This window comes from Leclercia adecarboxylata, from assembly GCF_006171285.1.
GTDB lineage: Bacteria > Pseudomonadota > Gammaproteobacteria > Enterobacterales > Enterobacteriaceae > Enterobacter > Enterobacter barmai.
This window is the reverse complement of record NZ_CP040889.1, coordinates 2273657-2298864: the sequence shown is the minus strand read 5'-3', so window position 1 is coordinate 2298864 and position 25208 is coordinate 2273657. Positions and strand designations below refer to the sequence as shown.

Genomic DNA, 25208 nt, shown 5'->3' with positions numbered 1-25208 from the left:
GCAGTTTACCTGAATCAGCGCTGAATTTCCTGCCAACGAACAAAAGCCGGACGCCCGGAAGCCACCGCATCGGCCCAGCGGGTCGGTTCCGGCAGCCGATAGCCCCGCATACAGCGCTGGACCCACGCCAGGGCGCTGTCGGTACTGACGCGATGACCGGTGGCGATGAACAGCGGATTGCAGCGGGCTTTGCTGCGCCAGACCCAAGCCAGCTGCTCGCCTTTATCCATCAATGGCGCCAGCGCCCCGGGTTCGGGCGACAGAGGCTCAAACTTGCCGCAGAGGCGTTTCTTCGCCACGCCGATGGTCGGCACATCCACCAGCAGGCCAAAATGGCTGGCGACGCCGAGACGGCGCGGATGGGAGATCCCATGCCCGTCAACGAACAGCAGATCGGGCCTTTGCGAGAGCTGATCCCACGCGGCCAGCAGCGCGGGATACTCACGAAATGAGAGGAAGCCGGGAATATAGGGCATGGTCGTGGCGATGCGCGCCACCTGGTATTCGACCAGCTCCAGCCCGGGGTACGTCAGGAGCACTATCGCCGCCCGCGTCACCTCTCCGCCCTGCTCAAACCCGACATCGGCCCCCGCAATCAGCGTGGGCGGGTCTTTATCCAGACGATCCTCACGGGATACAGACGCAGCGAGTTTAAGTTGTTGAGCGCGAAGTGACGCAAGATCCATAACGACTCCTTACGGGTGATACTGGGCAGAAAGTCGGTGTACCGCCTCCACAAACACGCCTGCATGCTCTGGCGGAACATCCTGATGAATACCGTGCCCCAGGTTAAAGACATGGCCCTCGCCCTGACCGAAGCCTGCCAGAATGGTCGAGACTTCTTCTTCAATACGGGCGGCCGGAGCATACAGCATAGACGGATCCATGTTGCCCTGCAGGGCGACTTTGTCCCCCACGCGACGGCGCGCATCGGCGATATCGGTGGTCCAGTCGAGGCCCAGCGCATCACAGCCGGTCTCTGCCATCGCTTCCAGCCACTGGCCTCCGCCTTTGGTGAACAGCGTTACCGGCACGCGGCGCCCTTCGTTTTCACGCAGCAGGCCATCGACGATTTTATGCATGTAGTAGAGCGAGAACTGCTGATAATCGCGGCCCGTCAGCACTCCGCCCCAGGTGTCGAAGATCATCACCGACTGCGCGCCCGCTTTGATCTGCGCGTTCAGATAGAGGGTGACGCTTTTCGCCAGCTTTTCGAGCAGGGCATGGAGCGCCAGCGGATCGGCGTACATCATCTTCTTGATAACGGTAAAGGCTTTGCTGCTGCCGCCTTCGACCATGTAGGTCGCCAGCGTCCACGGACTGCCGGAGAAACCAATCAGCGGTACTTCGCCTTTCAGCTCGCGGCGAATAGTGCGCACCGCGTTCATCACATAACCGAGTTCCTGCTCCGGGTCCGGGATCGGCAGGTTGTCGATGTCCGCTTTGCTCTTGATGGGAGAAGAGAAGCGCGGACCTTCGCCGGTTTCAAAGTACAGACCAAGCCCCATCGCATCCGGGATGGTCAGGATATCTGAGAAGAGGATCGCCGCGTCCAGCGGATAGCGGCGCAGCGGCTGAAGGGTCACTTCGCAGGCCAGCTCCGCATTTTTGCACAGCGACATAAAATCGCCCGCCTGCGCACGCGTGGCTTTATATTCCGGCAAATAGCGGCCCGCCTGGCGCATCATCCATACCGGGGTGATATCAACGGGTTGGCGCAGCAGCGCACGCAGATAACGATCGTTCTTCAGTTCGGTCATTTTTGCAGTTCCTTAAGCGTCTTATTCCCAGTGTATCACGTCTCAGATATCGTCAGCCCGACACATTGCCACGGTATCTTCTATCAGGCGGCGCGCCACGGTGCCGGGCGGTGGGAGCAGCGGTAAATCGTCGTAACGATACCAGTCGGCTGACAGCAACTCTTTCGGGTCGATGACGATCTCGCCGCTGTCGTACTCGGCCATAAAGGCGGTCATCAGCGATTGCGGGAACGGCCACGGCTGGGAGGTGACGTAGCGCAGGTTCTTCACTTTGATACCGCTCTCTTCCATCACTTCACGCGCAACGGCCTGCTCCAGCGTTTCGCCCACTTCCACAAACCCGGCCAGCACGGTATGCACCCCGTTGCGATGACGGGTATGTTGCGCCAGCAGGATGGTGTCTTCACGACGGATAGCGACGATGATGCACGGCGCGATTTGCGGATAGTAGCGTTCGCGGCAGTGGCTGCAGAGCATGGCCCATTCGGTTTTGCTTGGGTGCATGGTGTGGCCGCAGTAGCCGCAGTATTTATGCGAGCGATAAAACTCGGCCAACTGCACAGCGCGGCCGGCCAGCTGGAACAGGCCGACATCGAGATCGAGCACCTGGCGAACCGATCCCATATCGTGGCGACGATTTTGTTGGATCAACCACACAGAATCGCCCTGCCACTCGCCAATGTTTAGTGCGGGTTGACCCGCAAGATCGAAATTTCCGGCTTCGCCATGTGGTAATTCACCACCGGGCAACCATAATTTTTGTTCATGGCTGACTAACCACCAGCCGCGATCCGATTTTTCAATTATACGATCCATATCTATTGCACTACCTTTGCTTCACAGGCATGTTGGTAACAATACTATTACATTTTGGGTGGGCAGCTTTTAATCTTAACCTTGCGGAGTCAAACATGCTAAACCAGCTAGAAAACCTGACAGAGCGCGTTGGCGGAAGTAACAAACTGGTCGATCGCTGGCTGCACGTACGTAAACATCTGCTCGTTGCCTACTACAATCTCGTTGGCATTAAGCCGGGTAAAGAGTCCTACATGCGCCTGAATGAAAAAGCGCTGGACGATTTTTGCCAGAGCCTGGTCGACTACCTTTCCAATGGTCATTTCAATATTTATGAACGCATTATCGGTGAAATGGAAGGTAACAGCCCGTTTTTAGCGGCCACCAAACTCTACCCTCTGCTGGAAGCCAACACTCAGCAGATCATGGATTATTACGACTCCACGCTCGAAAATGCCATCGATCAGGACAACTATCTGGAATTTCAGCAGGCACTTTCTGATATCGGCGAGGCGCTGGAGCAACGATTTACGCTGGAAGACAACCTGATCGCCCTCGCGCTGGATCACAATCTGAAAGCCAGCAACGAAGATAACGTCGCCCGACCGGCTTGAGTTATTTATCGTTAACGCGTAATTTACATTTACTGCTCCCGCTGTAGGGGAGCAAATTCTTGTCGGAGTGCCCAGTGCGAAAGCCGGGCTGAGACCGTTAATTCGGGATCCGCGGAACCTGATCAGGTTAAGACCTGCGAAGGGAACAAGAGTCAATTTACTGTATCGCCCCCGGGCGATCCTCTCTTGCTTCATCCGTCGTCTGACAAGCCACTTCCTGAACTTACTGGAACGAGCTATGTCTGCCACAAAAATGACCCGCCGCGAACAGCGCGCACACGCCCAACACTTCATCGATACCCTGGAAGGCACCGCTTTCCCAAACTCTAAACGCATCTATCTGACCGGCTCCCGGGATGATATCCGCGTACCGATGCGCGAGATCCAGCTCAGCCCGACGCTCATCGGCGGCAGTAAAGAAAACCCGCAGTTTGAAGAGAACGAAGCGGTGCCGGTCTACGACACCTCCGGGCCTTACGGCGATCCGGCGGTGGCCATTAATGTCCAGCAGGGGCTGGCGAAACTGCGCCAGCCGTGGATTGACGCGCGTGACGACAGCGAAGCGCTGAACGAGCAAAGCTCGGCTTATACCCGCGAACGCCTGGCCGATGATGGCCTGGACGAGCTGCGCTTCACCGGTCTTCTCACGCCGAAGCGTGCCAGGGTGGGCAAATGCGTCACCCAGCTGCACTACGCCCGTCAGGGGATCGTCACGCCGGAGATGGAGTTTATCGCCATTCGCGAAAACATGGGCCGCGAGCGCATCCGTGGCGAGGTGCTGCGCCACCAGCATCCGGGTGAAGGCTTTGGGGCTCGTCTGCCGGAGAACATCACCCCGGAGTTTGTGCGTGACGAAGTGGCCGCCGGCCGCGCCATCATCCCCGCCAACATCAACCATCCGGAATCGGAGCCGATGATCATCGGGCGTAACTTCCTGGTGAAAGTGAATGCCAATATCGGTAACTCAGCGGTCACCTCCTCCATCGAAGAAGAGGTGGAAAAACTGGTCTGGTCGACGCGCTGGGGGGCGGACACCGTCATGGACCTCTCCACCGGTCGCTATATTCACGAGACCCGTGAGTGGATCCTGCGTAACAGCCCGGTGCCGATTGGTACCGTCCCCATCTACCAGGCGCTGGAGAAGGTGAACGGCATCGCGGAAGACCTCACCTGGGAGGCTTTCCGGGATACCCTGCTGGAGCAGGCCGAACAGGGTGTGGATTACTTCACCATCCATGCGGGCGTGCTGCTGCGCTACGTGCCGATGACCGCTAAACGCCTGACCGGCATCGTCTCACGTGGCGGTTCTATCATGGCGAAATGGTGCCTGTCCCATCATCAGGAGAACTTCCTGTATGAGCACTTCCGCGAAATCTGCGAGATCTGCGCCGCCTACGACGTTTCGCTGTCGCTGGGCGATGGCCTGCGTCCGGGCTCCATTCGCGACGCCAACGACGAAGCGCAGTTTGCCGAACTGCACACTTTGGGCGAGCTGACCAAAATTGCCTGGGAGTATGACGTTCAGGTGATGATTGAAGGCCCGGGCCATGTGCCGATGCAGATGATCCGCCGCAACATGACCGAAGAGCTTGAGCACTGCCACGAAGCGCCGTTCTATACCCTGGGGCCGTTGACCACCGATATCGCACCGGGTTACGACCACTTCACCTCCGGCATTGGCGCGGCGATGATTGGCTGGTTCGGCTGCGCGATGCTTTGCTACGTGACGCCGAAAGAGCATCTCGGTCTGCCGAACAAAGAGGACGTGAAGCAGGGGCTGATCACCTACAAAATTGCCGCCCACGCCGCCGACCTGGCGAAGGGCCATCCGGGGGCGCAGATCCGCGATAACGCCATGTCGAAAGCGCGCTTCGAATTCCGCTGGGAAGATCAGTTCAACCTCGCCCTCGACCCGTTCACCGCCCGCGCCTATCACGACGAAACCCTGCCGCAGGAGTCCGGTAAAGTGGCGCACTTCTGCTCCATGTGCGGGCCGAAATTCTGCTCGATGAAAATCAGCCAGGAGGTGCGTGATTACGCCGCGGCGCAGACTATCGAAGTGGGAATGGCCGATATGTCAGAGACCTTCCGCGCCCGGGGCGGCGAAATCTACCTCAAAAAAGAGGAGGCGTAATGTATCAGCCCAACTTTCCGCCAGTGCCGTTTCGTCTGGGGCTTTACCCGGTGGTCGACAGCGTGGCGTGGCTTGAGCGTCTGCTGACCGCCGGGGTAAAAACCCTGCAGCTGCGCATCAAGGATAAGCAGGATGATGAGGTTGAGGCCGATATTGTGGCGGCCATTGCCCTGGGGCGTCGCTATGACGCCCGCCTGTTTATCAATGACTACTGGCGTCTGGCGATTAAGCACCAGGCTTACGGCGTGCATCTGGGTCAGGAGGATCTGGAGACCACCGATCTGGAAGCCATTCGTCGCGCCGGCTTGCGTCTTGGCGTGTCGACGCATGACGACATGGAGATCGACGTGGCGCTGGCGGCACGTCCGTCTTACATCGCCCTGGGACACGTTTTTCCGACCCAGACCAAGCAGATGCCTTCAGCTCCGCAAGGGCTTGAACAGCTGGCCCGTCATATCGAACGGCTCGGGGATTATCCCACCGTCGCCATCGGCGGTATAAGCCTCGAACGCGCGCCTGCGGTCCTGGCGACCGGCGTGGGAAGCATCGCGGTGGTGAGCGCCATCACCCAGGCCGGGGACTGGCAGGCAGCGACGGCGCAGCTGCTGCAACTGGCGGGGACAGGCGATGAATGACCGTGACTTTATGCGCTACAGCCGCCAGATCCTGCTGGACGATATCGCCATCGACGGGCAGCAAAAGCTGCTCGCCAGCCGGGTGTTGCTGATCGGCCTCGGTGGACTGGGCGCCCCGGCGGCGCTATACCTGGCCGGAGCCGGGATCGGCACGCTGGTGCTGGCCGACGATGACGAGGTTCATCTGAGCAATTTGCAGCGGCAGATCCTCTTCACCACCGACGATATTGCCCAGCCGAAAGCGCAGGTAACGCAGCGTCGCCTGCAGCAGCTCAACCCCGATATCCGGCTGATTGCCCTGCAGACCCGGCTGGAAGGCAACGCGCTGCAGGAGGAGATCGCCCGCGCCGACGTGGTGCTGGACTGCACCGACAACATGGCCACCCGCCAGGCGATCAACGCCGCCTGCGTGATGCTCAACACTCCGCTTATCACCGCCAGCGCCGTGGGCTTTGGCGGACAGATGATGGTGCTGACGCCTCCCTGGACGCAGGGCTGCTACCGCTGCCTTTGGCCGGATGATGACGAGCCGCAGCGCAACTGCCGCACCGCCGGTGTTGTCGGGCCGGTGGTTGGCGTGATGGGCACCCTGCAGGCGCTGGAGGCGATCAAGCTGCTCAGCGGCATCGAGGCCCCGCGCAATGCGCTACGTCTGTTCGACGCCCGGGCAGGAAGCTGGCGGCAGCTGGCTTTGCAGCGCGCCAGCGGCTGTCAGGTATGTGGGGGGCAGCATGCGGATCCAGTTTAACGACGAACCGATGCAGTGCGTGGAAGGCATCACCGTCGCCACCCTGCTCTCCCAGCTGCGCCAGTTAAAACCCGGGGTCGCGCTGGCCCTGAATCAACAGATCCTGCCGCGCGAGCAGTGGGAAAAACAGCAGGTACGCGAAGGCGATCAGATCCTGCTCTTTCAGGTGATTGCCGGAGGCTGAGATGTTACGTATTGCTGATAAAACCTTTGATTCACATCTGTTTACCGGTACCGGCAAATTTGCCTCGCCGCAGCTGATGGTAGGCGCGATCCGGGAGAGCGGCAGCCAGCTGGTGACGCTGGCTATGAAGCGGGTCGATCTGCGTAATCACAACGACGCTATCCTGGCACCGCTGCTGGACGCGGGCGTGAGCCTGCTGCCCAACACCTCCGGGGCCAAAACTGCGGAAGAGGCGGTGTTCGCTGCCCGGCTGGCGCGCGAGGCGCTGGGCACGCACTGGCTCAAGCTGGAGATCCATCCCGATGCCCGCTGGCTGCTGCCCGATCCCATCGAGACGCTGAGAGCGGCGGAGATACTGGTTAAAGAAGGGTTCACGGTGTTGCCCTACTGTGGTGCCGATCCGGTGCTGTGCAAGCGGCTAGAAGAGGCTGGCTGTGCGGCGGTAATGCCCCTCGGCGCGCCGATAGGCTCCAATCAGGGGCTGGAAACCCGGGCGATGCTGGAGATTATCATCCAGCAGGCGACCGTGCCGGTGATCGTGGATGCCGGGATCGGCGTGCCCAGCCATGCCGCTCAGGCGCTGGAAATGGGCGCCGACGCCGTGCTGGTGAATACCGCCATGGCGGTCGCGGACGATCCGGTCACCATGGCGCGGGCGTTTCGTCTGGCGGTAGAGGCTGGCCTACTGGCTCGCCAGTCTGGTCCCGGCGCCCGGAGCGTTGAAGCCCATGCCACCAGCCCGTTAACCGGGTTTCTGGAGGCGTTATCATGAAAACCTTTACCGATCGCTGGCGCCAGCTCGACTGGGACGATATTCGCCTGCGCATCAACGCAAAAACGCCTGTGGACGTGGAGCGGGCATTAAACGCCCGTCAGCCGACCCGGGAGGATATGATGGCCCTGCTCTCCCCTGCCGCCAGCGGCTATCTGGAGCAGATGGCGCAGCGGGCGCAGCGCCTTACCCGCCAGCGCTTTGGCAACACGGTGAGCTTTTATGTCCCGCTCTATCTCTCCAATCTGTGCGCCAACGACTGCACCTACTGTGGCTTCTCAATGAGCAACCACATCAAGCGCAAAACGCTGGATGAAAACGAGATTGCCCGGGAGTGCACCGCGATCCGCGAGATGGGTTTTGAGCATCTGTTGCTGGTCACCGGCGAACATCAGACTAAAGTCGGGATGGACTATTTTCGCCGTCATATGCCAGCCATTCGCCGCCGGTTCGCCTCTTTACAGATGGAAGTTCAACCGCTTTCAGAGGCAGAGTATGGCGAGCTGAAAACGCTGGGGCTGGATGGCGTGCTGGTCTATCAGGAGACCTACCACGAAGCGGTGTATGCCCGGCACCATCTGAAAGGTAAAAAACAGGACTTCTTCTGGCGGCTGGAGACCCCGGATCGGCTGGGCCGCGCCGGGATCGACAAGATCGGCCTCGGGGCGCTGACCGGGCTTTCTGACAGCTGGCGGGTGGATAACTTTATGGTGGCGGAGCATCTGCTGTGGCTACAGCAGCACTACTGGCAGAGCCGGTACTCGATCTCTTTTCCCCGGCTGCGCCCCTGCGCCGGAGGGATCCAGCCCGCGTCGATCATGGATGAACGCCAGCTGGTGCAGACCATCTGCGCGTTTCGTCTGCTGGCACAGGAGGTGGAGCTGTCGCTGTCGACCCGGGAATCTCCCGCGTTTCGCGATCGCGTCATTCCTCTGGCCATCAACAACGTCAGCGCATTTTCAAAAACTCAGCCTGGCGGCTATGCCGATGACCATCCCGAGCTGGAGCAGTTTGCGCCGCACGACAACCGCCGTCCGGAAGACGTTGCCGCAGCGCTCAGCCATCAGGGATTGCAGCCCGTCTGGAAAGACTGGGACAGCTGGCTGGGACGCGCCTCGCAACATGGCTGAAAAAAGCGGTAACGCAGAGAAGTTATTACGAGGCGTCACGTAACCTTATCAACGGGCCATTGTCATAACGCGCCCGTTTTTTTTACGCTTATTTCGTCAGCAGGGGATGCTGACCAGGGCGGAAAGCTTCTTCCTCGTTTCGCCCTGCCTTTCCCCATGCTGTTACAGTTGTAACCGGTTTCAGAAAATGCAGGTTTCTTTGTGATGACTCACACACAATCGCGGTAACGCGGTTGTCGAAGCGGACGGTGCAGGATAATTATCAATAAACACATGTACATTGAGGCTGACTATGAAGAACATCGTTTTATGCTGTGCAGCGGGAATGTCCACCAGCATGCTGGTTCAACGCATGAAAGACGCCGCGCAGAAAAAAGGGGTCGAAGTAACCATTAAAGCCGTACCGGTTGCTGAGTTTAAAGATGAAATCGCCGCAGCCGACATTGTGTTGCTTGGCCCGCAGGTCAAATACGAACTTAATAATCTTCAGGCTCAGGCTGAACCGCTGGGTAAAAAGGTCGCGGTTATCGACATGATGGATTACGGCATGATGAAAGGTGATGCCGTACTGGAAAAAGCCCTCAAACTGCTGGAGTGACCCGTGGAAGATTTAGAAACGATCATTATGGAGCTGCTGGTCAACGCCGGTGCAGCCCGTAGCTCAGCATTAACCGCGCTGCAGATGGCGCGTAAAGGTGATTTTGCCGAAGCTGAAAAAGCGATGGAAGAGTCACGGGAATTCGTTAAGCAGGCGCACTCTATCCAGACGAAACTGATTGGTCTTGATGAAGGTACCGGTAAGTTGCCGGTAAACCTGATCACCGTTCACTCGCAGGATCACCTGATGAACGCGATGGTGATTCAGGATCTGGCGGGAGATATGATCGAGCTTTATCGCCGCTTGCCGCTGGTGAACTAAAACGCCCCGACCCGAACCGTAGGTCGGGTAAGCGCAGCGCCACCCGGCAACAGCCGTATCAGTTAAGCAAAAAAAAACCCGCCGAAGCGGGTTTTTTTATGGGCTGACGATACGATTACTCGTTGTCAGAACCGCCCAGGCCTGCGTTCAGCAGCTCTGCCAGGCTGGCAGATGCATCTTCAGCAGTAACCTGCGGTGCAGCTGGGATTTCGCCTGCTGCGCGACGGCGCATACGATCCTGGTGGTACGCATAACCGGTACCAGCCGGGATCAGACGACCCACGATAACGTTCTCTTTCAGACCACGCAGTTCGTCGCGTTTGCCCGCAACGGCTGCTTCGGTAAGCACACGAGTGGTCTCCTGGAACGATGCCGCGGAGATGAAGGACTCGGTTGCCAGAGACGCTTTGGTGATACCCAGCAGGTCACGTGCGAAGGTCGCACTGAGTTTGCCGTTCGCTTCCAGATCGCGGTTAGCAATCTTAACGCGAGAGTATTCAACCTGCTCACCTTCGAGGAAGTCGGAGCTACCGGCATTCACGATGGTGGCTTTACGCAGCATCTGACGAACGATAACTTCGATGTGCTTATCGTTGATCTTAACGCCTTGCAGACGGTAAACGTCCTGTACTTCGTTGGTGATGTAACGCGTTACCGCGTGGACGCCACGAAGACGCAGAATGTCGTGTGGCGCTTCCGGACCGTCGGAAACCACGTCACCACGTTCTACACGTTCACCTTCAAACACGTTGAGCTGACGCCATTTTGGAATCATCTCTTCGTACGGATCGCTGCCATCCAGCGGCGTGATCACCAGACGGCGCTTCCCTTTGGTCTCTTTACCGAAGGAAATGATACCGCTGATTTCAGCCAGGATTGCCGGCTCTTTCGGACGACGTGCTTCGAACAGGTCCGCAACGCGTGGCAGACCACCGGTAATATCCTTGGTACCGCTGGATTCCTGAGGAATACGCGCCAGGGCATCACCCGCACCGATCTGAATACCATCTTCCAGCTGAACAATCGCTTTACCTGGCAGGAAGTACTGAGCCGGCATATCGGTGCCAGGGATCAGAACGTCGTTGCCGTTAGCATCAACGATTTTCAGTGCTGGACGCAGATCTTTACCACCCGCGGTACGTTCTGCAGAATCCAGAACCACCAGGGAAGAGAGACCGGTCAGTTCGTCGGTCTGACGAGTAATCGTCTGGCCGTCGATCATATCGGTAAAGCGAATGAAGCCCGCCACTTCGGTGATAACCGGCATGGTGTGCGGATCCCAGTTTGCTACGGTTTCGCCGCCTGCAACCTGCTCGCCGTCGCCTTTCGCCATTACGGCGCCGTAAGGCACTTTATAGCTCTCTTTGGTACGGCCGAATTCGTCGATCAGCTTCAGCTCGGTGTTACGGGAGGTGATAACCAGTTTACCGCTGGAGTTCACAACCGACTTCGCGTTGCTGAGCTTGATGCTACCTTTGTTTTTCACCTGGATGCTGGATTCAGCAGCCGCACGAGATGCCGCACCACCGATGTGGAACGTACGCATCGTCAGCTGTGTACCCGGTTCACCGATGGACTGTGCCGCGATAACACCGATTGCTTCACCTTTGTTGATGATGTGGCCACGCGCCAGGTCACGACCATAGCAGTGCGCACATACACCAAAGTCGGTGTCACAAGATACAACGGAACGTACCTTCACGGAGTCAACAGAGTTCACTTCCAGCAGATCACACCACTGCTCGTTCAGCAGGGTGTTACGCGGAACCAGAATGTCTGCAGTACCCGGCTTCAGAACGTCTTCAGCGGTCACACGACCCAGTACGCGATCGCGCAGCGGCTCTTTAACATCACCACCCTCGATAACTGGGGTCATGGTGATACCTTCGAGGGTGCCACAATCGTCTTCGGTAACAACCAGATCCTGCGCAACGTCTACCAGACGACGCGTCAGATAACCGGAGTTAGCTGTTTTCAGTGCGGTATCCGCCAGACCTTTACGCGCACCGTGAGTGGAGATGAAGTACTGGAGTACGTTCAGACCTTCACGGAAGTTCGCGGTGATTGGCGTTTCGATGATGGAGCCATCTGGCTTCGCCATCAGACCACGCATACCTGCCAGCTGACGAATCTGTGCTGCGGAACCACGCGCACCGGAGTCGGCCATCATGTAGATGCTGTTGAAGGAGACCTGCTGCTCTTCGACGCCGTCACGGTTAATAACGGTTTCGGTCTGCAGGTTATCCATCATCGCTTTGGATACACGATCGTTCGCCGCAGCCCAGATATCGATAACTTTGTTATAGCGTTCGCCCGCGGTTACCAGACCAGACTGGAACTGCTCCTGGATCTCGGCAACTTCAGCTTCTGCTTCAGAGATGATCTCGTGTTTCTTCTCTGGGATGACCATGTCATCAATACCAACAGAGGCACCTGAACGCGCTGCATAAGCAAAGCCGGTGTACATTGTCTGGTCAGCGAAGATAACGGTCGGCTTCAGGCCCAGAATGCGGTAACAGGTGTTCAGCATTTTGGAGATAGCTTTCTTGCCCAGCGCCTGGTTGACGATGGAGAAAGGCAGACCTTTCGGTACGATCATCCACAGAATGGCACGGCCAATAGTCGTGTCTTTCAGGCTGGTTTTCGCCACGAATTCGCCGTTTTCATCTTTTTCATATTCGGTGATACGCACTTTAACGCGCGCATGCAGAGAGGCCAGGCCAGCGCGATAAATACGCTCAGCTTCTTTCGGGCCAGTCAGCACCATGCCTTCGCCTTTGGCGTTAACACAGTCACGGGTCATGTAGTACAGACCCAGTACAACGTCCTGAGAAGGAACGATGATTGGTTCACCGTTCGCTGGAGACAGGATGTTGTTGGTAGACATCATCAGCGCACGCGCTTCGAGCTGGGCTTCCAGCGTCAGCGGTACGTGAACAGCCATCTGGTCACCATCGAAGTCGGCGTTATATGCCGCACAAACCAGCGGGTGCAGCTGGATAGCTTTACCTTCGATCAGGACTGGCTCAAAGGCCTGAATACCCAGACGGTGCAGGGTTGGTGCACGGTTCAGCAGTACCGGGTGTTCGCGGATAACTTCGTCCAGGATATCCCAAACGACAGCTTCTTCACGCTCAACCATTTTCTTAGCGGCTTTGATGGTGGTGGCGAGACCACGCAGTTCCAGCTTGCCGTAGATGAACGGTTTGAACAGCTCCAGTGCCATTTTCTTCGGCAGACCGCACTGATGCAGACGCAGGTATGGACCTACGGTGATTACAGAACGACCGGAGTAGTCAACACGTTTACCGAGCAGGTTCTGACGGAAACGACCCTGTTTACCTTTGATCATATCGGCCAAAGATTTCAGAGGACGTTTGTTAGAACCGGTGATCGCACGACCGCGACGACCGTTATCCAGCAGGGCATCTACCGCTTCCTGCAGCATACGTTTTTCGTTGCGTACGATGATGTCCGGCGCAGCCAGATCCAGCAGACGTTTCAGACGGTTGTTACGGTTAATGACGCGACGATAGAGATCGTTCAGGTCAGAAGTCGCGAAACGACCACCATCCAGTGGAACCAGCGGACGCAGATCTGGCGGCAGAACCGGCAGAACGGTCAGGATCATCCACTCTGGTTTGTTACCAGACTGAACGAACGCTTCCAGCAGTTTGATACGCTTGGTCAGCTTTTTACGCTTGGTTTCGGAGTTGGTTTCGTTCAGCTCTTCGCGCAGCTGCTCGCACTCTTGCTCCAGATCCATGCTTTTCAGCAGGGCCTGGATAGCTTCCGCACCCATCTTCGCGTCGAATTCGTCACCGAACTCTTCCAGCGCGTCCAGATACTGTTCTTCGGTCAGAATCTGGTTACGTTCCAGGTTCGTCATCCCGCCTTCGATAACAACATAAGATTCGAAGTACAGAACACGTTCGATATCGCGCAGCGGCATATCCAGCAGCAGACCGATACGGGACGGCAGAGATTTCAGGAACCAGATGTGGGCAGTCGGAGACGCCAGCTCGATGTGGCCCATGCGCTCACGACGCACTTTAGTCTGGGTCACTTCAACGCCGCACTTCTCACAGATCACACCACGGTGTTTCAGGCGCTTGTACTTACCGCACAGGCACTCGTAATCTTTTACTGGCCCGAAAATACGCGCACAGAAAAGGCCGTCACGCTCAGGTTTGAACGTACGGTAGTTGATGGTTTCTGGCTTTTTAACTTCACCAAAAGACCATGAACGGATCATGTCTGGCGAGGCCAGAGCAATTTTGATCGCATCAAACTCTTCGGTTTTAGTTTGCGCTTTCAGAAACTTTAATAAGTCTTTCACGGATTTGCTCCCGTCGGAGTTAGCACAATCTGATGCCGGAAATGACTCCGGCACCAGTGACCTGTTTGAGCGAGAGTTACTCGTCTTCCAGTTCGATGTTGATACCCAGCGAACGAATCTCTTTCAACAGTACGTTGAAGGACTCTGGCATGCCCGGTTCCATCTGATGGTTGCCGTCCACGATGTTTTTATACATCTTGGTACGACCGTTCACGTCATCAGACTTAACGGTGAGCATTTCCTGCAGGGTGTATGCCGCGCCGTATGCTTCAAGCGCCCACACTTCCATCTCCCCGAAGCGCTGACCACCGAACTGCGCCTTACCACCCAGCGGCTGCTGAGTAACCAGGCTATAAGAACCGGTAGAACGCGCGTGCATCTTGTCATCAACCAGGTGGTTCAGTTTCAGCATATACATGTAGCCAACGGTAACCTGGCGCTCGAATTGCTCACCGGTACGACCGTCGAACAGAGTGATCTGGCCAGAACTTGGCAGGCCACCCAGCTGTAACAGTTCCTTGATTTCAGACTCTTTCGCACCATCGAAGACAGGCGTTGCGATTGGCATACCTTTTTTCAGGTTCTCTGCCAGACGCAGCACTTCTTCATCGCTGAAGGTGTTCAGGTCGACTTTCTGACGAACATCAGTACCCAGATCATACGCACGCTGGATGAATTCGCGCAGTTTCGCGACTTCCTGCTGCTGTTTCAGCATGGCGTTGATCTTGTCGCCGATACCTTTAGCAGCCATACCCAGGTGGGTTTCAAGGATCTGACCAATGTTCATACGAGACGGTACGCCCAGCGGGTTCAGTACGATATCTACCGGCGTACCGTTAGCATCGTGCGGCATATCTTCGATCGGGTTGATCTTAGAGATAACACCCTTGTTACCGTGACGACCTGCCATCTTATCACCAGGCTGGATCTGACGTTTAACGGCCAGATAGACCTTAACAATCTTCAGCACGCCCGGTGCCAGATCGTCGCCCTGAGTGATTTTGCGGCGTTTCGCTTCGAGTTTTTTCTCGAACTCGTGTTTCAGTTCGTCATACTGCTCAGCCAGCTGTTCCAGCTGATTCTGTTTCTCTTCGTCGGCCAGGCCCAGTTCCAGCCAGCGGTCACGCGGCAGCTTGTCGAGCTTCTCAGCTTCAACACCACCGGAAACCAGCACCGCGTAGATACGACCAAACAGGCCAGCTTCAAGGATCTGCAGCTCTTCAGACAGGTCTTTCTTAGCCTGCTTCAGCTGCATCTCTTCGATTTCCAGCGCACGTTTGTCTTTTTCTACGCCATCGCGAGTAAAGACCTGAACGTCGATAACCGTACCGGAAACACCGTTTGGTACGCGCAGAGAAGAGTCCTTAACGTCAGACGCTTTCTCACCGAAGATCGCGCGCAGCAGTTTCTCTTCTGGCGTCAGTTGGGTTTCACCTTTCGGCGTTACCTTACCAACCAGAATGTCGCCGCCGGTCACTTCCGCACCGATGTAAACGATACCGGATTCATCCAGTTTGGAGAGCGCAGCTTCACCCACGTTAGGGATGTCAGCAGTGATCTCTTCTGGCCCCAGCTTGGTGTCACGGGACACACAGGCCAGTTCCTGGATGTGAATAGTGGTGAAACGATCTTCCTGAACCACACGCTCGGAGACAAGAATGGAGTCTTCGAAGTTGTAACCGTTCCACGGCATGAACGCTACGCGCATGTTCTGACCGAGCGCCAGTTCACCGAGGTCGGTGGACGGACCGTCTGCCAGCACGTCGCCGCGCTCAACTGGCTCGCCCAGAGACACACATGGCATCTGGTTGATACAGGTGTTCTGGTTAGAACGGGTGTATTTGGTCAGGTTATAGATGTCGATACCCGCTTCGCCTGGGTACATTTCGTCTTCGTTAACTTTGATAACGATACGGGAAGCATCCACGTACTGAACGGTACCGCCACGTTTAGCAACTGCAGTTACACCGGAGTCAACGGCAACAGCACGTTCCATACCGGTACCAACCAGCGGCTTATCAGCGCGCAGAGTTGGAACCGCCTGACGTTGCATGTTCGCACCCATCAATGCACGGTTGGCGTCATCGTGTTCCAGGAACGGGATCAGGGACGCACCGACGGAAACCACCTGCTGGGTGGAAACGTCCATGTAGTCAACCTGGTCGTTGCTGAACAAGCTGGATTCACCTTTGCTACGGCAGGTAACGAGGTCATCAACAAAGCGACCTTCTTCGTCCAGGTTGGTGTTCGCCTGGGCGATAACGTAGTTACCTTCTTCGATAGCAGACAGGTAGTGAATTTCGTCGGTTACAACACCGTCAGTCACTTTACGATACGGGGTCTCAAGGAAACCGTATTCGTTAGTCTGTGCGTACACGGACAGGGAGTTGATCAGACCGATGTTTGGACCTTCAGGCGTTTCGATTGGACATACGCGACCGTAGTGAGTCGGATGTACGTCTCGTACTTCGAAGCCTGCGCGTTCACGGGTCAGACCGCCTGGGCCAAGTGCAGAGATACGACGCTTGTGCGTGATCTCAGACAGCGGGTTGTTCTGGTCCATAAACTGAGACAGCTGGCTGGAACCAAAGAACTCTTTCACTGCTGCGGAGATCGGCTTGGCGTTGATCATATCCTGAGGCATCAGGGTATCCAGATCGCCCAGAGACAGACGCTCTTTAACCGCACGCTCAACACGTACCAGGCCAACGCGGAACTGGTTTTCCGCCATTTCGCCTACGGAACGGATACGACGGTTGCCGAGGTGGTCGATATCGTCCACTTCGCCTTTACCGTTACGGATATCGATGAGCTTCTTCATCACTTCGATGATGTCTTCTTTGCTCAGGATACCGGAACCTTCGATCGCGTCACGCAGCAGAGAACGGTTGAACTTCATACGACCAACCGCGGACAGATCGTAGCGGTCTTCGGAGAAGAACAGGTTCTCGAACAGGCTTTCAGCCGCTTCGCGAGTTGGTGGCTCACCCGGGCGCATCATGCGGTAGATTTCTACCAGCGCGCTCAGACGATCTGTGGTTGGGTCGACACGTACGGTTTCGGACATGTACGGACCGTGGTCCAGATCGTTGGTGAACAGCGTTTCGATACGCTTGTGGCCAGACTGGCTCAGCTTAGCCAGCAGATCCAGGCTCAGCTCCATGTTAGCCGGGCAGATCAGCTCGCCAGTTGATGCATCAACGTAGTCTTTTGCTGCAACTTTGCCAGCAATGTATTCAACCGGAACTTCGATGTGTTTGATTTCATCTTTTTCCAGCTGACGGATGTGGCGCGCAGTAATACGGCGGCCTTTTTCCACATACACTTTGCCGTCGGCTTCGATGTCGAACGACGCGGTATCACCACGCAGACGCTCTGGCACCAGCTCCATTTGCAGCTTGTTGTCGCGAATTTCAAAGACAACTTTCTCAAAGAACAGGTCAAGGATCTGCTCAGTGGTGTAGTTCAGTGCACGCAGAATGATGGTCGCAGGCAGTTTACGACGACGGTCGATACGGACAAACAGGTTGTCTTTCGGATCGAACTCGAAGTCCAGCCAGGAACCACGGTAAGGAATGATACGCGCGTTATAGAGTACTTTACCGGATGAGTGCGTTTTACCTTTATCGCTGTCGAAGAAGACGCCCGGGCTACGGTGCAGCTGGGAAACGATAACACGCTCAGTACCGTTGATAACGAAAGTACCGTTGTCAGTCATGAGCGGGATTTCGCCCATATAGACTTCTTGTTCTTTAATGTCTTTAACGGTGCCTTCCGGCGCTTCGCGCTCGTAGATCACCAGACGCAGTTTAACGCGCAGCGGTGCCGAGTAGGTCACGCCACGGATTTGACATTCCTGAACGTCAAATACCGGTTCGCCAAGGCGGTAGCTGACGTATTGCAGCTCGGAATTACCGCTGTAGCTTTTAATCGGGAACACGGAACGGAAGGCTGCTTCCAGGCCGTACTGCCCTTCAGGATCTTGCTCGATAAACTTCTGGAACGAGTCAAGCTGGATAGAAAGGAGATATGGAATGTCCAGAACTTGTGGACGTTTACCAAAATCCTTACGAATACGTTTTTTCTCGGTATAGGAGTAAACCATAGGGTTCCTCAGCTCGCTGACAAGTCGACCCATCTGTCCATTGGCGGACAGTTTGTGCAACACCATTTTGTTGATCGGAAAATCGAACACTTTCCGCAATGCCTGTTGCTATCACGCTTAAACCATTTCATTGCGATTTACCCAGAGCGAGCACCCTGTCGCAGTATATTAAGACGTCGATAGAAACAAGCATTGTCAGGACAACCAGCAGTCAAACAGTGTGAAACGCTACTGGCGCCTTACAGCGCAAAAAGGCTGGTGACTAAAAAGTCACCAGCCATCAGCCTAATTTCTCAGGCTGCAACCGGAAGGGTTGGCTTATTTAACTTCAACTTCAGCGCCAGCTTCTTCCAGAGATTTTTTCAGTGCTTCTGCGTCGTCTTTGCTCACGCCTTCTTTCAGCGCAGCTGGAGCAGATTCTACCAGGTCTTTAGCTTCTTTCAGACCCAGGCCAGTTGCAGCACGTACTGCTTTGATTACGGCAACTTTGTTAGCGCCAGCAGCTTTCAGAATTACGTCGAATTCAGTTTTTTCTTCAGCAGCTTCAGCCGGGCCAGCAGCTACAGCTACAGCAGCAGCAGCAGAAACACCGAATTTTTCTTCCATTGCAGAAATCAGTTCTACAACGTCCATTACGGACATAGCTGCAACTGCTTCAATGATTTGATCTTTAGTGATAGACATTTAAATTGTTCCTGAAAATCAGAATAAGTTTATACGTAAGCGAATACTTGATAAAGATGACTGCTATTAAGCAGCTTCTTTCGCATCGCGAACAGCAGCCAGAGTGCGAACCAGTTTGCCAGCCGAAGCTTCTTTCATGGTTGCCATCAGGCGTGCAATTGCTTCTTCGTAGGTCGGCAGGGTTGCCAGGCGATCGATTTGCGATGCCGGGATCAACTCACCTTCAAAGGCTGCAGCTTTAACCTCGAATTTTGCATTCGCTTTCGCGAACTCTTTGAACAGACGAGCAGCAGCGCCCGGGTGTTCCATAGAGTATGCAATCAAGGTTGGACCAACAAACGTGTCTTTCAGGCACTCGAACTGAGTACCTTCAACTACGCGGCGCAGCAGGGTGTTACGAACAACACGCATGTAAACGCCAGCTTCACGACCTGCTTTACGCAGTTCAGTCATTTTATCTACAGTAACGCCACGGGAATCCGCAACTACTGCAGACAGCGCGCCTTTGGCTACTTCGCTGACTTCAGCAACAATCGCTTGTTTGTCTTGAAGATTTAAAGCCATTAGCTTTGCTCCTGGATGTTTGCCGGAACTCATGTTCCGGAACTCACTTCACTCTTCCCAACGGGAGGAGCGTCTTAATACGGTGAGCAGAAACAAGCCAGAGTATCCAAAAATAATCTTAGCGTTCTGTCACCGTCTACGCAGGGGATTAAGTCTCTTACGAAACACCTGCGGTCTTCGACGGAGGCCTGGATTAGGCCAGGCTCCAACGAACAAATCTTTTAGCCGCTAACTATTGTTAGCAAACGTGGGGGTAAGATTGTAGACAAATCCACCGCCCACGTAAAGGCATTAGTTTGCAGCAGCGCTCAGGCCAGCCTGGTCAACTGCAACACCTGCACCCATGGTGGTGGAGATGCTAACTTTCTTGATGTACACGCCTTTCGCCTGAGTTGGTTTAGCTTTTTTCAGCGCAACCAGCAGAGATTCCAGGTTTTCTTTCAGTTTGTCAGCGTCAAAGTCCACTTTACCGATGGTGGTGTGGATGATGCCGTTTTTGTCGTTACGATAACGAACCTGACCTGCTTTAGCGTTCTTAACCGCTTCAGCAACGTTAGGGGTTACAGTACCAACTTTCGGGTTTGGCATCAGGCCGCGTGGACCCAGAACCTGGCCCAGCTGGCCAACAACGCGCATTGCATCTGGAGATGCAATAACAACGTCAAAGTTCATTTCGCCTTTCTTGATCTGATCGGCCAGATCTTCCATACCTACCAGTTCAGCGCCGGCAGCTTTAGCAGCTTCAGCGTTTGCACCCTGAGCAAATACAGCTACGCGAACGGAACGGCCAGTACCGTGTGGCAGTACAGTTGCGCCACGAACGTTCTGATCGGATTTACGAGCGTCGATGCCCAGGTTAACGGCAACGTCAACGCTTTCAACGAACTTAGCGGTAGCCAGTTCTTTCAGCAGAGCGATAGCTTCGTTGATGTCGTACTGTTTGGTCGCATCAACTTTGTCACGGATCACGGACATGCGCTTGGTCAGTTTAGCCATTTCTTAGTCCTCCACTACCAGGCCCATGGAACGTGCAGTACCTTCGATGGAGCGAGTCATCGCTTCAACGTCGGAACCAGTCATGTCGGCAGCTTTGGTCTGCGCGATTTCCTGCAGCTGAGCGCGGGAAATTTTACCAACTTTGTCTTTGTTCGGCTTGCCGGAACCAGACTTGATACCAGCCGCTTTTTTCAGCAGAACTGCTGCCGGCGGGGTCTTGGTAACGAAAGTGAAAGAACGGTCAGCGTAAACAGTGATTACAACTGGGATTGGCAGACCTTTTTCCAGGGATTCGGTTTTCGCGTTGAACGCTTTACAGAATTCCATGATGTTCACACCCTGCTGACCCAGAGCTGGACCAACTGGTGGACTTGGGTTCGCCATACCAGCTGCAACCTGCAGCTTGACGTAGGCTTGTACTTTCTTAGCCATTCTAAAATCCTCTGATTGGGTTATAGCGCCTCAAGGAGGCTCCCCGTGATAAAATTCGTTTTACGGATACGATCCATAAAAACAAAAGGCGCGAAATTGTATTCCAATCTCGCGCCCTGTGCAACGTTTAAATCGTCGCTTTTTTGATCGGCTTCTTAGGCTTTTTCTACCTGGGCAAAGTCCAGTTCTACCGGGGTCGCACGACCGAAGATAGAAACAGAAACTTTCAGGCGGGACTTTTCGTAGTCCACTTCTTCAACCACGCCGTTAAAGTCAGCAAACGGACCGTCATTAACACGTACCATTTCACCCGGTTCAAACAGCGTTTTCGGACGCGGCTTATCACCAACCTGCTGCAGGCGGTTCATAATCGCATCAACTTCTTTATCGCTGATTGGCGCCGGACGGTCAGACGTGCCGCCGATAAAGCCCATTACGCGCGGGACGCTGCGCACTAAGTGCCAGCTTGCATCGTTCATCACCATCTGAACAAGCACGTAACCCGGGAAGAATTTGCGCTCGCTTTTGCGACGCTGGCCGCCACGGATCTCGACCACTTCTTCGGTCGGAACCATAACTTCACCAAACAACTCTTCCATGTTGTGTAATTTGATATGCTCACGCAGCGACGTTGCTACGCGGCCTTCAAAACCGGAAAACGCCTGAACGACGTACCAGCGCTTTTTAGGGGCTTCAGACATCTCAGAACCTCAGGCCAGTGATAAAGGATACCAGGCGAACCAGAATACCATCCAGTCCCCACAGGATCAGTGACATTACAGCGGTAACCGCAGCTACGATCAGCGTGGTGTGCAATGTTTCCTGGCGAGTCGGCCAAATGACCTTACGGACTTCCGTTCTCGCTTCGCGGGCAAAAGCGACGGTCGCTTTACCTTTGGTCGTCAACAGCGCGACACCACCCGCTGCAGCAATCAGAATTACCACTGCAAGCGCGCGTAGCGGCAGCATCATGTCGCGATACAGGTAGTTGCCAACGATTGCCACGATCAACAATACGGCTACCACTACCCATTTCATCGCTTCCAGGCCGCGCCCGCTCCCTTGAGCTTCGGTATTCGCACTCATAAACCAACCTGTCAGAAGTATTCTACAAACATTTTCACCCCGCGAGCGCGAGGCAAACCAAATCGAAACGCTTAATCGCTTTTCGGATTATACGCTCTCTGCAGAGCCTGTCTCAGCAATGATTATGACAAAAATAATCACTGATGAGCCAGGTTCTGATGTGAAAGCGTGCAAAAAGGGCATCAAATGATGCCCTTTTCATGCGCATTGCGTCAAATGTTATCAGCAATTAGCCGAGAACTTTAGCAACCACGCCCGCGCCAACGGTACGGCCACCTTCACGGATTGCGAAACGCAGACCGTCGTCCATCGCGATTGGGTGGATCAGGGTAACAACCATTTTGATGTTGTCGCCTGGCATTACCATCTCAACGCCTTCTGGCAGTTCGATGGTACCGGTCACGTCAGTAGTACGGAAGTAGAACTGTGGACGGTAGCCTTTGAAGAACGGAGTATGACGGCCGCCTTCGTCTTTGGACAGAATGTACACTTCAGATTCGAACTTGGTGTGTGGCTTGATTGAGCCTGGCTTAGCCAGAACCTGACCACGTTCGATTTCTTCACGTTTGATACCACGCAGCAGAACACCAACGTTCTCACCGGCACGGCCTTCGTCCAGCAGTTTGCGGAACATTTCAACGCCGGTACAGGTAGACTTCGCAGTCTCTTTGATACCAACGATTTCAACTTCTTCACCAACCTTGATGATACCGCGCTCTACACGACCGGTAACAACGGTACCACGACCGGAGATGGAGAATACGTCTTCGATTGGCAGCAGGAATGGCTTGTCAATCGCACGCTCTGGTTCCGGGATGTAAGAATCCAGGTAGCCAGCCAGTTCGATGATTTTCTCTTCCCACTCAGCTTCGCCTTCCAGCGCTTTCAGAGCAGAACCACGAACGATTGGAGTGTCGTCGCCCGGGAAGTCGTACTGGGACAGAAGTTCACGAACTTCCATTTCTACCAGTTCCAGCAGCTCTTCGTCATCAACCATGTCGCATTTGTTCAGGAACACGATGATGAAAGGAACGCCTACCTGACGACCCAGCAGGATGTGCTCACGGGTCTGAGGCATCGGGCCGTCAGTCGCAGCAACAACCAGGATCGCGCCGTCCATCTGCGCAGCACCGGTGATCATGTTTTTAACATAGTCGGCGTGGCCCGGGCAGTCTACGTGTGCGTAGTGGCGAGTCGGGGTGTCGTATTCAACGTGGGAAGTGTTGATGGTGATACCACGAGCTTTTTCTTCTGGTGCGTTATCGATCTGGTCGAATGCACGAGCAGAACCACCGTAGGTTTTTGCCAGAACGGTAGTGATTGCAGCGGTCAGCGTTGTTTTACCATGGTCAACGTGGCCGATAGTACCGACGTTAACGTGCGGTTTTGTACGTTCAAACTTTTCTTTAGACATCGATTGTCCCTCTAAGACACGGATAAATCGGTGATATCACCACATCAACCAGGCGAAATGCCTGAACTGTTGAATACATTTAAATTGAAACAGAGAGAAACGGGAGGGAGAAGTGAAGTGGTGCTGATACCCAGAGTCGAACTGGGGACCTCACCCTTACCAAGGGTGCGCTCTACCAACTGAGCCATATCAGCACGTATTGGAGCGGGCAGCGGGAATCGAACCCGCATCATCAGCTTGGAAGGCTGAGGTAATAGCCATTATACGATGCCCGCATCCTGAAACTCGGCTACCCAGTTCTTTCTGTAACAAAAAAAGAGATTTCTCTCTTTTTAAGTTCGAGCTGGTTAATTTTTTCAACCAACTCCGGCGGCGTTAACGCTGCCAGAAAGTGGTGGTGGGGGAAGGATTCGAACCTTCGAAGTCTGTGACGGCAGATTTACAGTCTGCTCCCTTTGGCCGCTCGGGAACCCCACCGGACTTGATGGTGCCGACTACCGGAATCGAACTGGTGACCTACTGATTACAAGTCAGTTGCTCTACCTACTGAGCTAAGTCGGCATCAAGTAGCGCGCATTCTATGGAGACATGGGCAGTCATGCAACTAAAAATTTGCATAAATTGTTCTTTCGCTCACATTTTGTGCGAGAAGAGAGAATAACGCTGTATTTTCAGGCAAGCACGCGCAAATATTCACCATATACTGCCGTGAAAGGGGCCCAAACCCGGTCTGTGACGATTCCCGCTTAACGTAACATGGAGCCATATTTTTTCTTATTATTCGGCTCATCTGGTGTTACCCTCCTGCCCATTGTCCAAAATTAACTATTATGTGATGCGCCATACCCCGCATGGCTAGCCTCTGTTGTGGGATGAGACGCCTCACTCAAGCATGCTTATGAGCAAAAAAGAGCAAACGTTAATGACGCCTTATCTCCAGTTTAGCCGCAGCCAGTGGGCTGCTCTGCGTGATTCCGTCCCGATGACCTTAACGGAAGGCGAAATCGCACGGTTAAAAGGGATAAACGAAGACCTGTCGCTTGAAGAAGTCGCCGAAATTTATTTGCCTCTGTCGCGTTTGCTGAATTTCTATATCAGTTCCAACCTTCGTCGACAGGCCGTCCTGGAGCAGTTCCTCGGGACTAATGGGCAGCGCATTCCTTATATCATCAGTATCGCCGGCAGCGTGGCCGTGGGTAAAAGCACCACCGCGCGCGTGCTGCAGGCGCTGCTGAGCCGTTGGCCGGAGCATCGCAGCGTTGAGCTGATCACCACCGACGGCTTCCTGCACCCCAACGAAGTGTTAAAAGAACGCGGCCTGATGAAGAAGAAAGGCTTCCCGCTCTCTTATGATATGCATCGTCTGGTGAAATTCGTTTCAGATTTGAAATCCGGCGCGCCGAACGTTACGGCTCCGGTCTATTCGCATCTGATCTACGACCGCATCCCGGACGGGGACAAAACGGTGGTGCAGCCGGACATTCTGATTCTGGAAGGGTTAAATGTTCTGCAAAGCGGGATGGACTACCCTCATGACCCGCATCATGTCTTTGTCTCTGACTTTGTCGACTTCTCTATTTATGTCGATGCCCCGGAAGACTTATTGCAAAACTGGTACATCAACCGCTTCCTGAAGTTCCGCGAAGGGGCGTTCACCGATCCTGACTCTTATTTCCACAACTACGCCCAGCTCTCAAAAGAAGAGGCTGTTAATGTGGCGACCGCACTGTGGAATGAGATCAACTACGTGAACCTGAAAGAGAACATTCTCCCGACGCGTGAGCGCGCCAGCCTGATCCTCACCAAAAGTGAAAAACACGCTGTCGACCAGATCCGATTACGAAAATAGTGTCGCGCATCCAATAAAAAACCGGCGAATTCGCCGGTTTTTTTATGA

22 protein-coding genes, 4 tRNA genes and 1 riboswitch are annotated in these 25208 nt (G+C 54.8%); of the genes, 10 read left to right on the top strand and 16 right to left on the bottom strand.

The window, feature by feature from the left end:
- Positions 1–14 precede the first annotated feature (14 nt).
- The 3 genes from nfi to nudC are packed head-to-tail and all read right to left on the bottom strand — an operon-like array spanning position 15 to position 2576.
- Positions 15–686 carry a deoxyribonuclease V gene (gene nfi, locus FHN83_RS12800; protein ID WP_039028895.1) on the bottom strand — a complete coding sequence of 224 codons (672 nt, stop codon included), beginning with the start codon at positions 684–686 and terminating at the stop codon, positions 15–17.
- 9 nt (positions 687–695) lie between these two features.
- On the bottom strand, positions 696–1760 hold the full coding sequence (hemE, locus tag FHN83_RS12795) for a uroporphyrinogen decarboxylase (protein WP_039028894.1): 1065 nt from the start codon (positions 1758–1760) through the stop codon (positions 696–698).
- Positions 1761–1802: 42 nt separating this feature from the next.
- Positions 1803–2576 carry an NAD(+) diphosphatase gene (gene nudC, locus FHN83_RS12790; RefSeq protein ID WP_138371052.1) on the bottom strand — a complete coding sequence of 258 codons (774 nt, stop codon included), beginning with the start codon at positions 2574–2576 and terminating at the stop codon, positions 1803–1805.
- A gap of 95 nt (positions 2577–2671) precedes the next feature.
- Between nudC and FHN83_RS12785 the strand changes: the two genes are divergently transcribed.
- The 9 genes from FHN83_RS12785 (at position 2672) to FHN83_RS12745 (ending at position 9691) form a co-directional block, all read left to right on the top strand.
- Positions 2672–3169, top strand: coding sequence for an Rsd/AlgQ family anti-sigma factor (locus FHN83_RS12785; RefSeq protein ID WP_039028892.1), 498 nt, complete (start codon positions 2672–2674; stop codon positions 3167–3169).
- 53 nt (positions 3170–3222) lie between these two features.
- Positions 3223–3331, top strand: a riboswitch (TPP riboswitch).
- Positions 3332–3407: 76 nt separating this feature from the next.
- Positions 3408–5303 carry a phosphomethylpyrimidine synthase ThiC gene (gene thiC, locus FHN83_RS12780; protein ID WP_139563977.1) on the top strand — a complete coding sequence of 632 codons (1896 nt, stop codon included), beginning with the start codon at positions 3408–3410 and terminating at the stop codon, positions 5301–5303.
- Positions 5303–5938: a thiamine phosphate synthase gene (thiE, locus tag FHN83_RS12775; protein ID WP_139563976.1), complete on the top strand. Its 636-nt coding sequence runs from the start codon at positions 5303–5305 to the stop codon at positions 5936–5938. The genes thiC and thiE overlap by 1 nt, the downstream gene beginning before the upstream one ends.
- On the top strand, positions 5931–6686 hold the full coding sequence (gene thiF, locus FHN83_RS12770) for a thiazole biosynthesis adenylyltransferase ThiF (RefSeq protein ID WP_139563975.1): 756 nt from the start codon (positions 5931–5933) through the stop codon (positions 6684–6686). Before thiE ends, thiF begins: the two co-directional genes overlap by 8 nt.
- Positions 6670–6870 carry a sulfur carrier protein ThiS gene (gene thiS / locus FHN83_RS12765; RefSeq protein WP_139563974.1) on the top strand — a complete coding sequence of 67 codons (201 nt, stop codon included), beginning with the start codon at positions 6670–6672 and terminating at the stop codon, positions 6868–6870. The genes thiF and thiS overlap by 17 nt, the downstream gene beginning before the upstream one ends.
- Before the next feature lies 1 nt (position 6871).
- Positions 6872–7642, top strand: a complete 771-nt coding sequence (thiG, locus tag FHN83_RS12760; protein ID WP_139563973.1) for a thiazole synthase — start codon at positions 6872–6874, stop codon at positions 7640–7642.
- Positions 7639–8772, top strand: a complete 1134-nt coding sequence (gene thiH, locus FHN83_RS12755) for a 2-iminoacetate synthase ThiH (RefSeq protein ID WP_139563972.1) — start codon at positions 7639–7641, stop codon at positions 8770–8772. The genes thiG and thiH overlap by 4 nt, the downstream gene beginning before the upstream one ends.
- 292 nt (positions 8773–9064) lie before the next feature.
- The gene (locus FHN83_RS12750; protein WP_039028885.1) at positions 9065–9370 is read left to right on the top strand and encodes a PTS sugar transporter subunit IIB; all 306 of its coding nucleotides are present in this window, start codon (positions 9065–9067) and stop codon (positions 9368–9370) included.
- A 3-nt stretch (positions 9371–9373) separates the two neighbouring features.
- Entirely contained in the window at positions 9374–9691 is a 318-nt protein-coding gene (locus FHN83_RS12745; RefSeq protein WP_039028884.1) for a PTS lactose/cellobiose transporter subunit IIA, read from the top strand.
- 115 nt (positions 9692–9806) lie between these two features.
- Here FHN83_RS12745 and rpoC read toward each other — a convergent pair whose 3' ends face one another.
- The 13 genes from rpoC to FHN83_RS12680 form a co-directional block, all read right to left on the bottom strand.
- Positions 9807–14030: a DNA-directed RNA polymerase subunit beta' gene (gene rpoC / locus FHN83_RS12740; protein ID WP_039028883.1), complete on the bottom strand. Its 4224-nt coding sequence runs from the start codon at positions 14028–14030 to the stop codon at positions 9807–9809.
- Positions 14031–14106: 76 nt separating this feature from the next.
- Complete coding sequence (gene rpoB / locus FHN83_RS12735) at positions 14107–18135, bottom strand: DNA-directed RNA polymerase subunit beta (RefSeq protein WP_039028900.1); 4029 nt, start codon at positions 18133–18135, stop codon at positions 14107–14109.
- A gap of 318 nt (positions 18136–18453) precedes the next feature.
- Positions 18454–18819 (bottom strand): 50S ribosomal protein L7/L12, encoded by a 366-nt coding sequence (gene rplL / locus FHN83_RS12730; RefSeq protein WP_039028882.1) that lies wholly within the window; start codon positions 18817–18819, stop codon positions 18454–18456.
- A 66-nt stretch (positions 18820–18885) separates the two neighbouring features.
- The gene (rplJ, locus tag FHN83_RS12725; RefSeq protein ID WP_001207203.1) at positions 18886–19383 is read right to left on the bottom strand and encodes a 50S ribosomal protein L10; all 498 of its coding nucleotides are present in this window, start codon (positions 19381–19383) and stop codon (positions 18886–18888) included.
- Positions 19384–19674: 291 nt separating this feature from the next.
- Positions 19675–20379: a 50S ribosomal protein L1 gene (gene rplA, locus FHN83_RS12720; RefSeq protein ID WP_006176745.1), complete on the bottom strand. Its 705-nt coding sequence runs from the start codon at positions 20377–20379 to the stop codon at positions 19675–19677.
- Between the two features lie 3 nt (positions 20380–20382).
- A complete protein-coding gene (gene rplK / locus FHN83_RS12715; RefSeq protein ID WP_032615878.1) occupies positions 20383–20811 on the bottom strand; it encodes a 50S ribosomal protein L11 in 429 nt (142 codons plus the stop codon).
- A 155-nt stretch (positions 20812–20966) separates the two neighbouring features.
- Entirely contained in the window at positions 20967–21512 is a 546-nt protein-coding gene (gene nusG, locus FHN83_RS12710) for a transcription termination/antitermination protein NusG (protein ID WP_003862341.1), read from the bottom strand.
- Between the two features lies 1 nt (position 21513).
- The gene (secE, locus tag FHN83_RS12705) at positions 21514–21897 is read right to left on the bottom strand and encodes a preprotein translocase subunit SecE (protein ID WP_003862342.1); all 384 of its coding nucleotides are present in this window, start codon (positions 21895–21897) and stop codon (positions 21514–21516) included.
- 229 nt (positions 21898–22126) lie between these two features.
- Entirely contained in the window at positions 22127–23311 is a 1185-nt protein-coding gene (gene tuf, locus FHN83_RS12700; RefSeq protein WP_114316183.1) for an elongation factor Tu, read from the bottom strand.
- A 118-nt stretch (positions 23312–23429) separates the two neighbouring features.
- Positions 23430–23505, bottom strand: a tRNA-Thr gene (locus FHN83_RS12695).
- Between the two features lie 6 nt (positions 23506–23511).
- A tRNA-Gly gene (locus FHN83_RS12690) sits at positions 23512–23586 on the bottom strand.
- A 117-nt stretch (positions 23587–23703) separates the two neighbouring features.
- Positions 23704–23788 (bottom strand) — tRNA-Tyr (locus FHN83_RS12685).
- A gap of 8 nt (positions 23789–23796) precedes the next feature.
- Positions 23797–23872, bottom strand: a tRNA-Thr gene (locus FHN83_RS12680).
- 337 nt (positions 23873–24209) lie between these two features.
- Between FHN83_RS12680 and coaA the strand changes: the two genes are divergently transcribed.
- Positions 24210–25160, top strand: a complete 951-nt coding sequence (gene coaA / locus FHN83_RS12675; protein WP_039031124.1) for a type I pantothenate kinase — start codon at positions 24210–24212, stop codon at positions 25158–25160.
- The last annotated feature ends 48 nt before the right edge of the window (positions 25161–25208 follow it).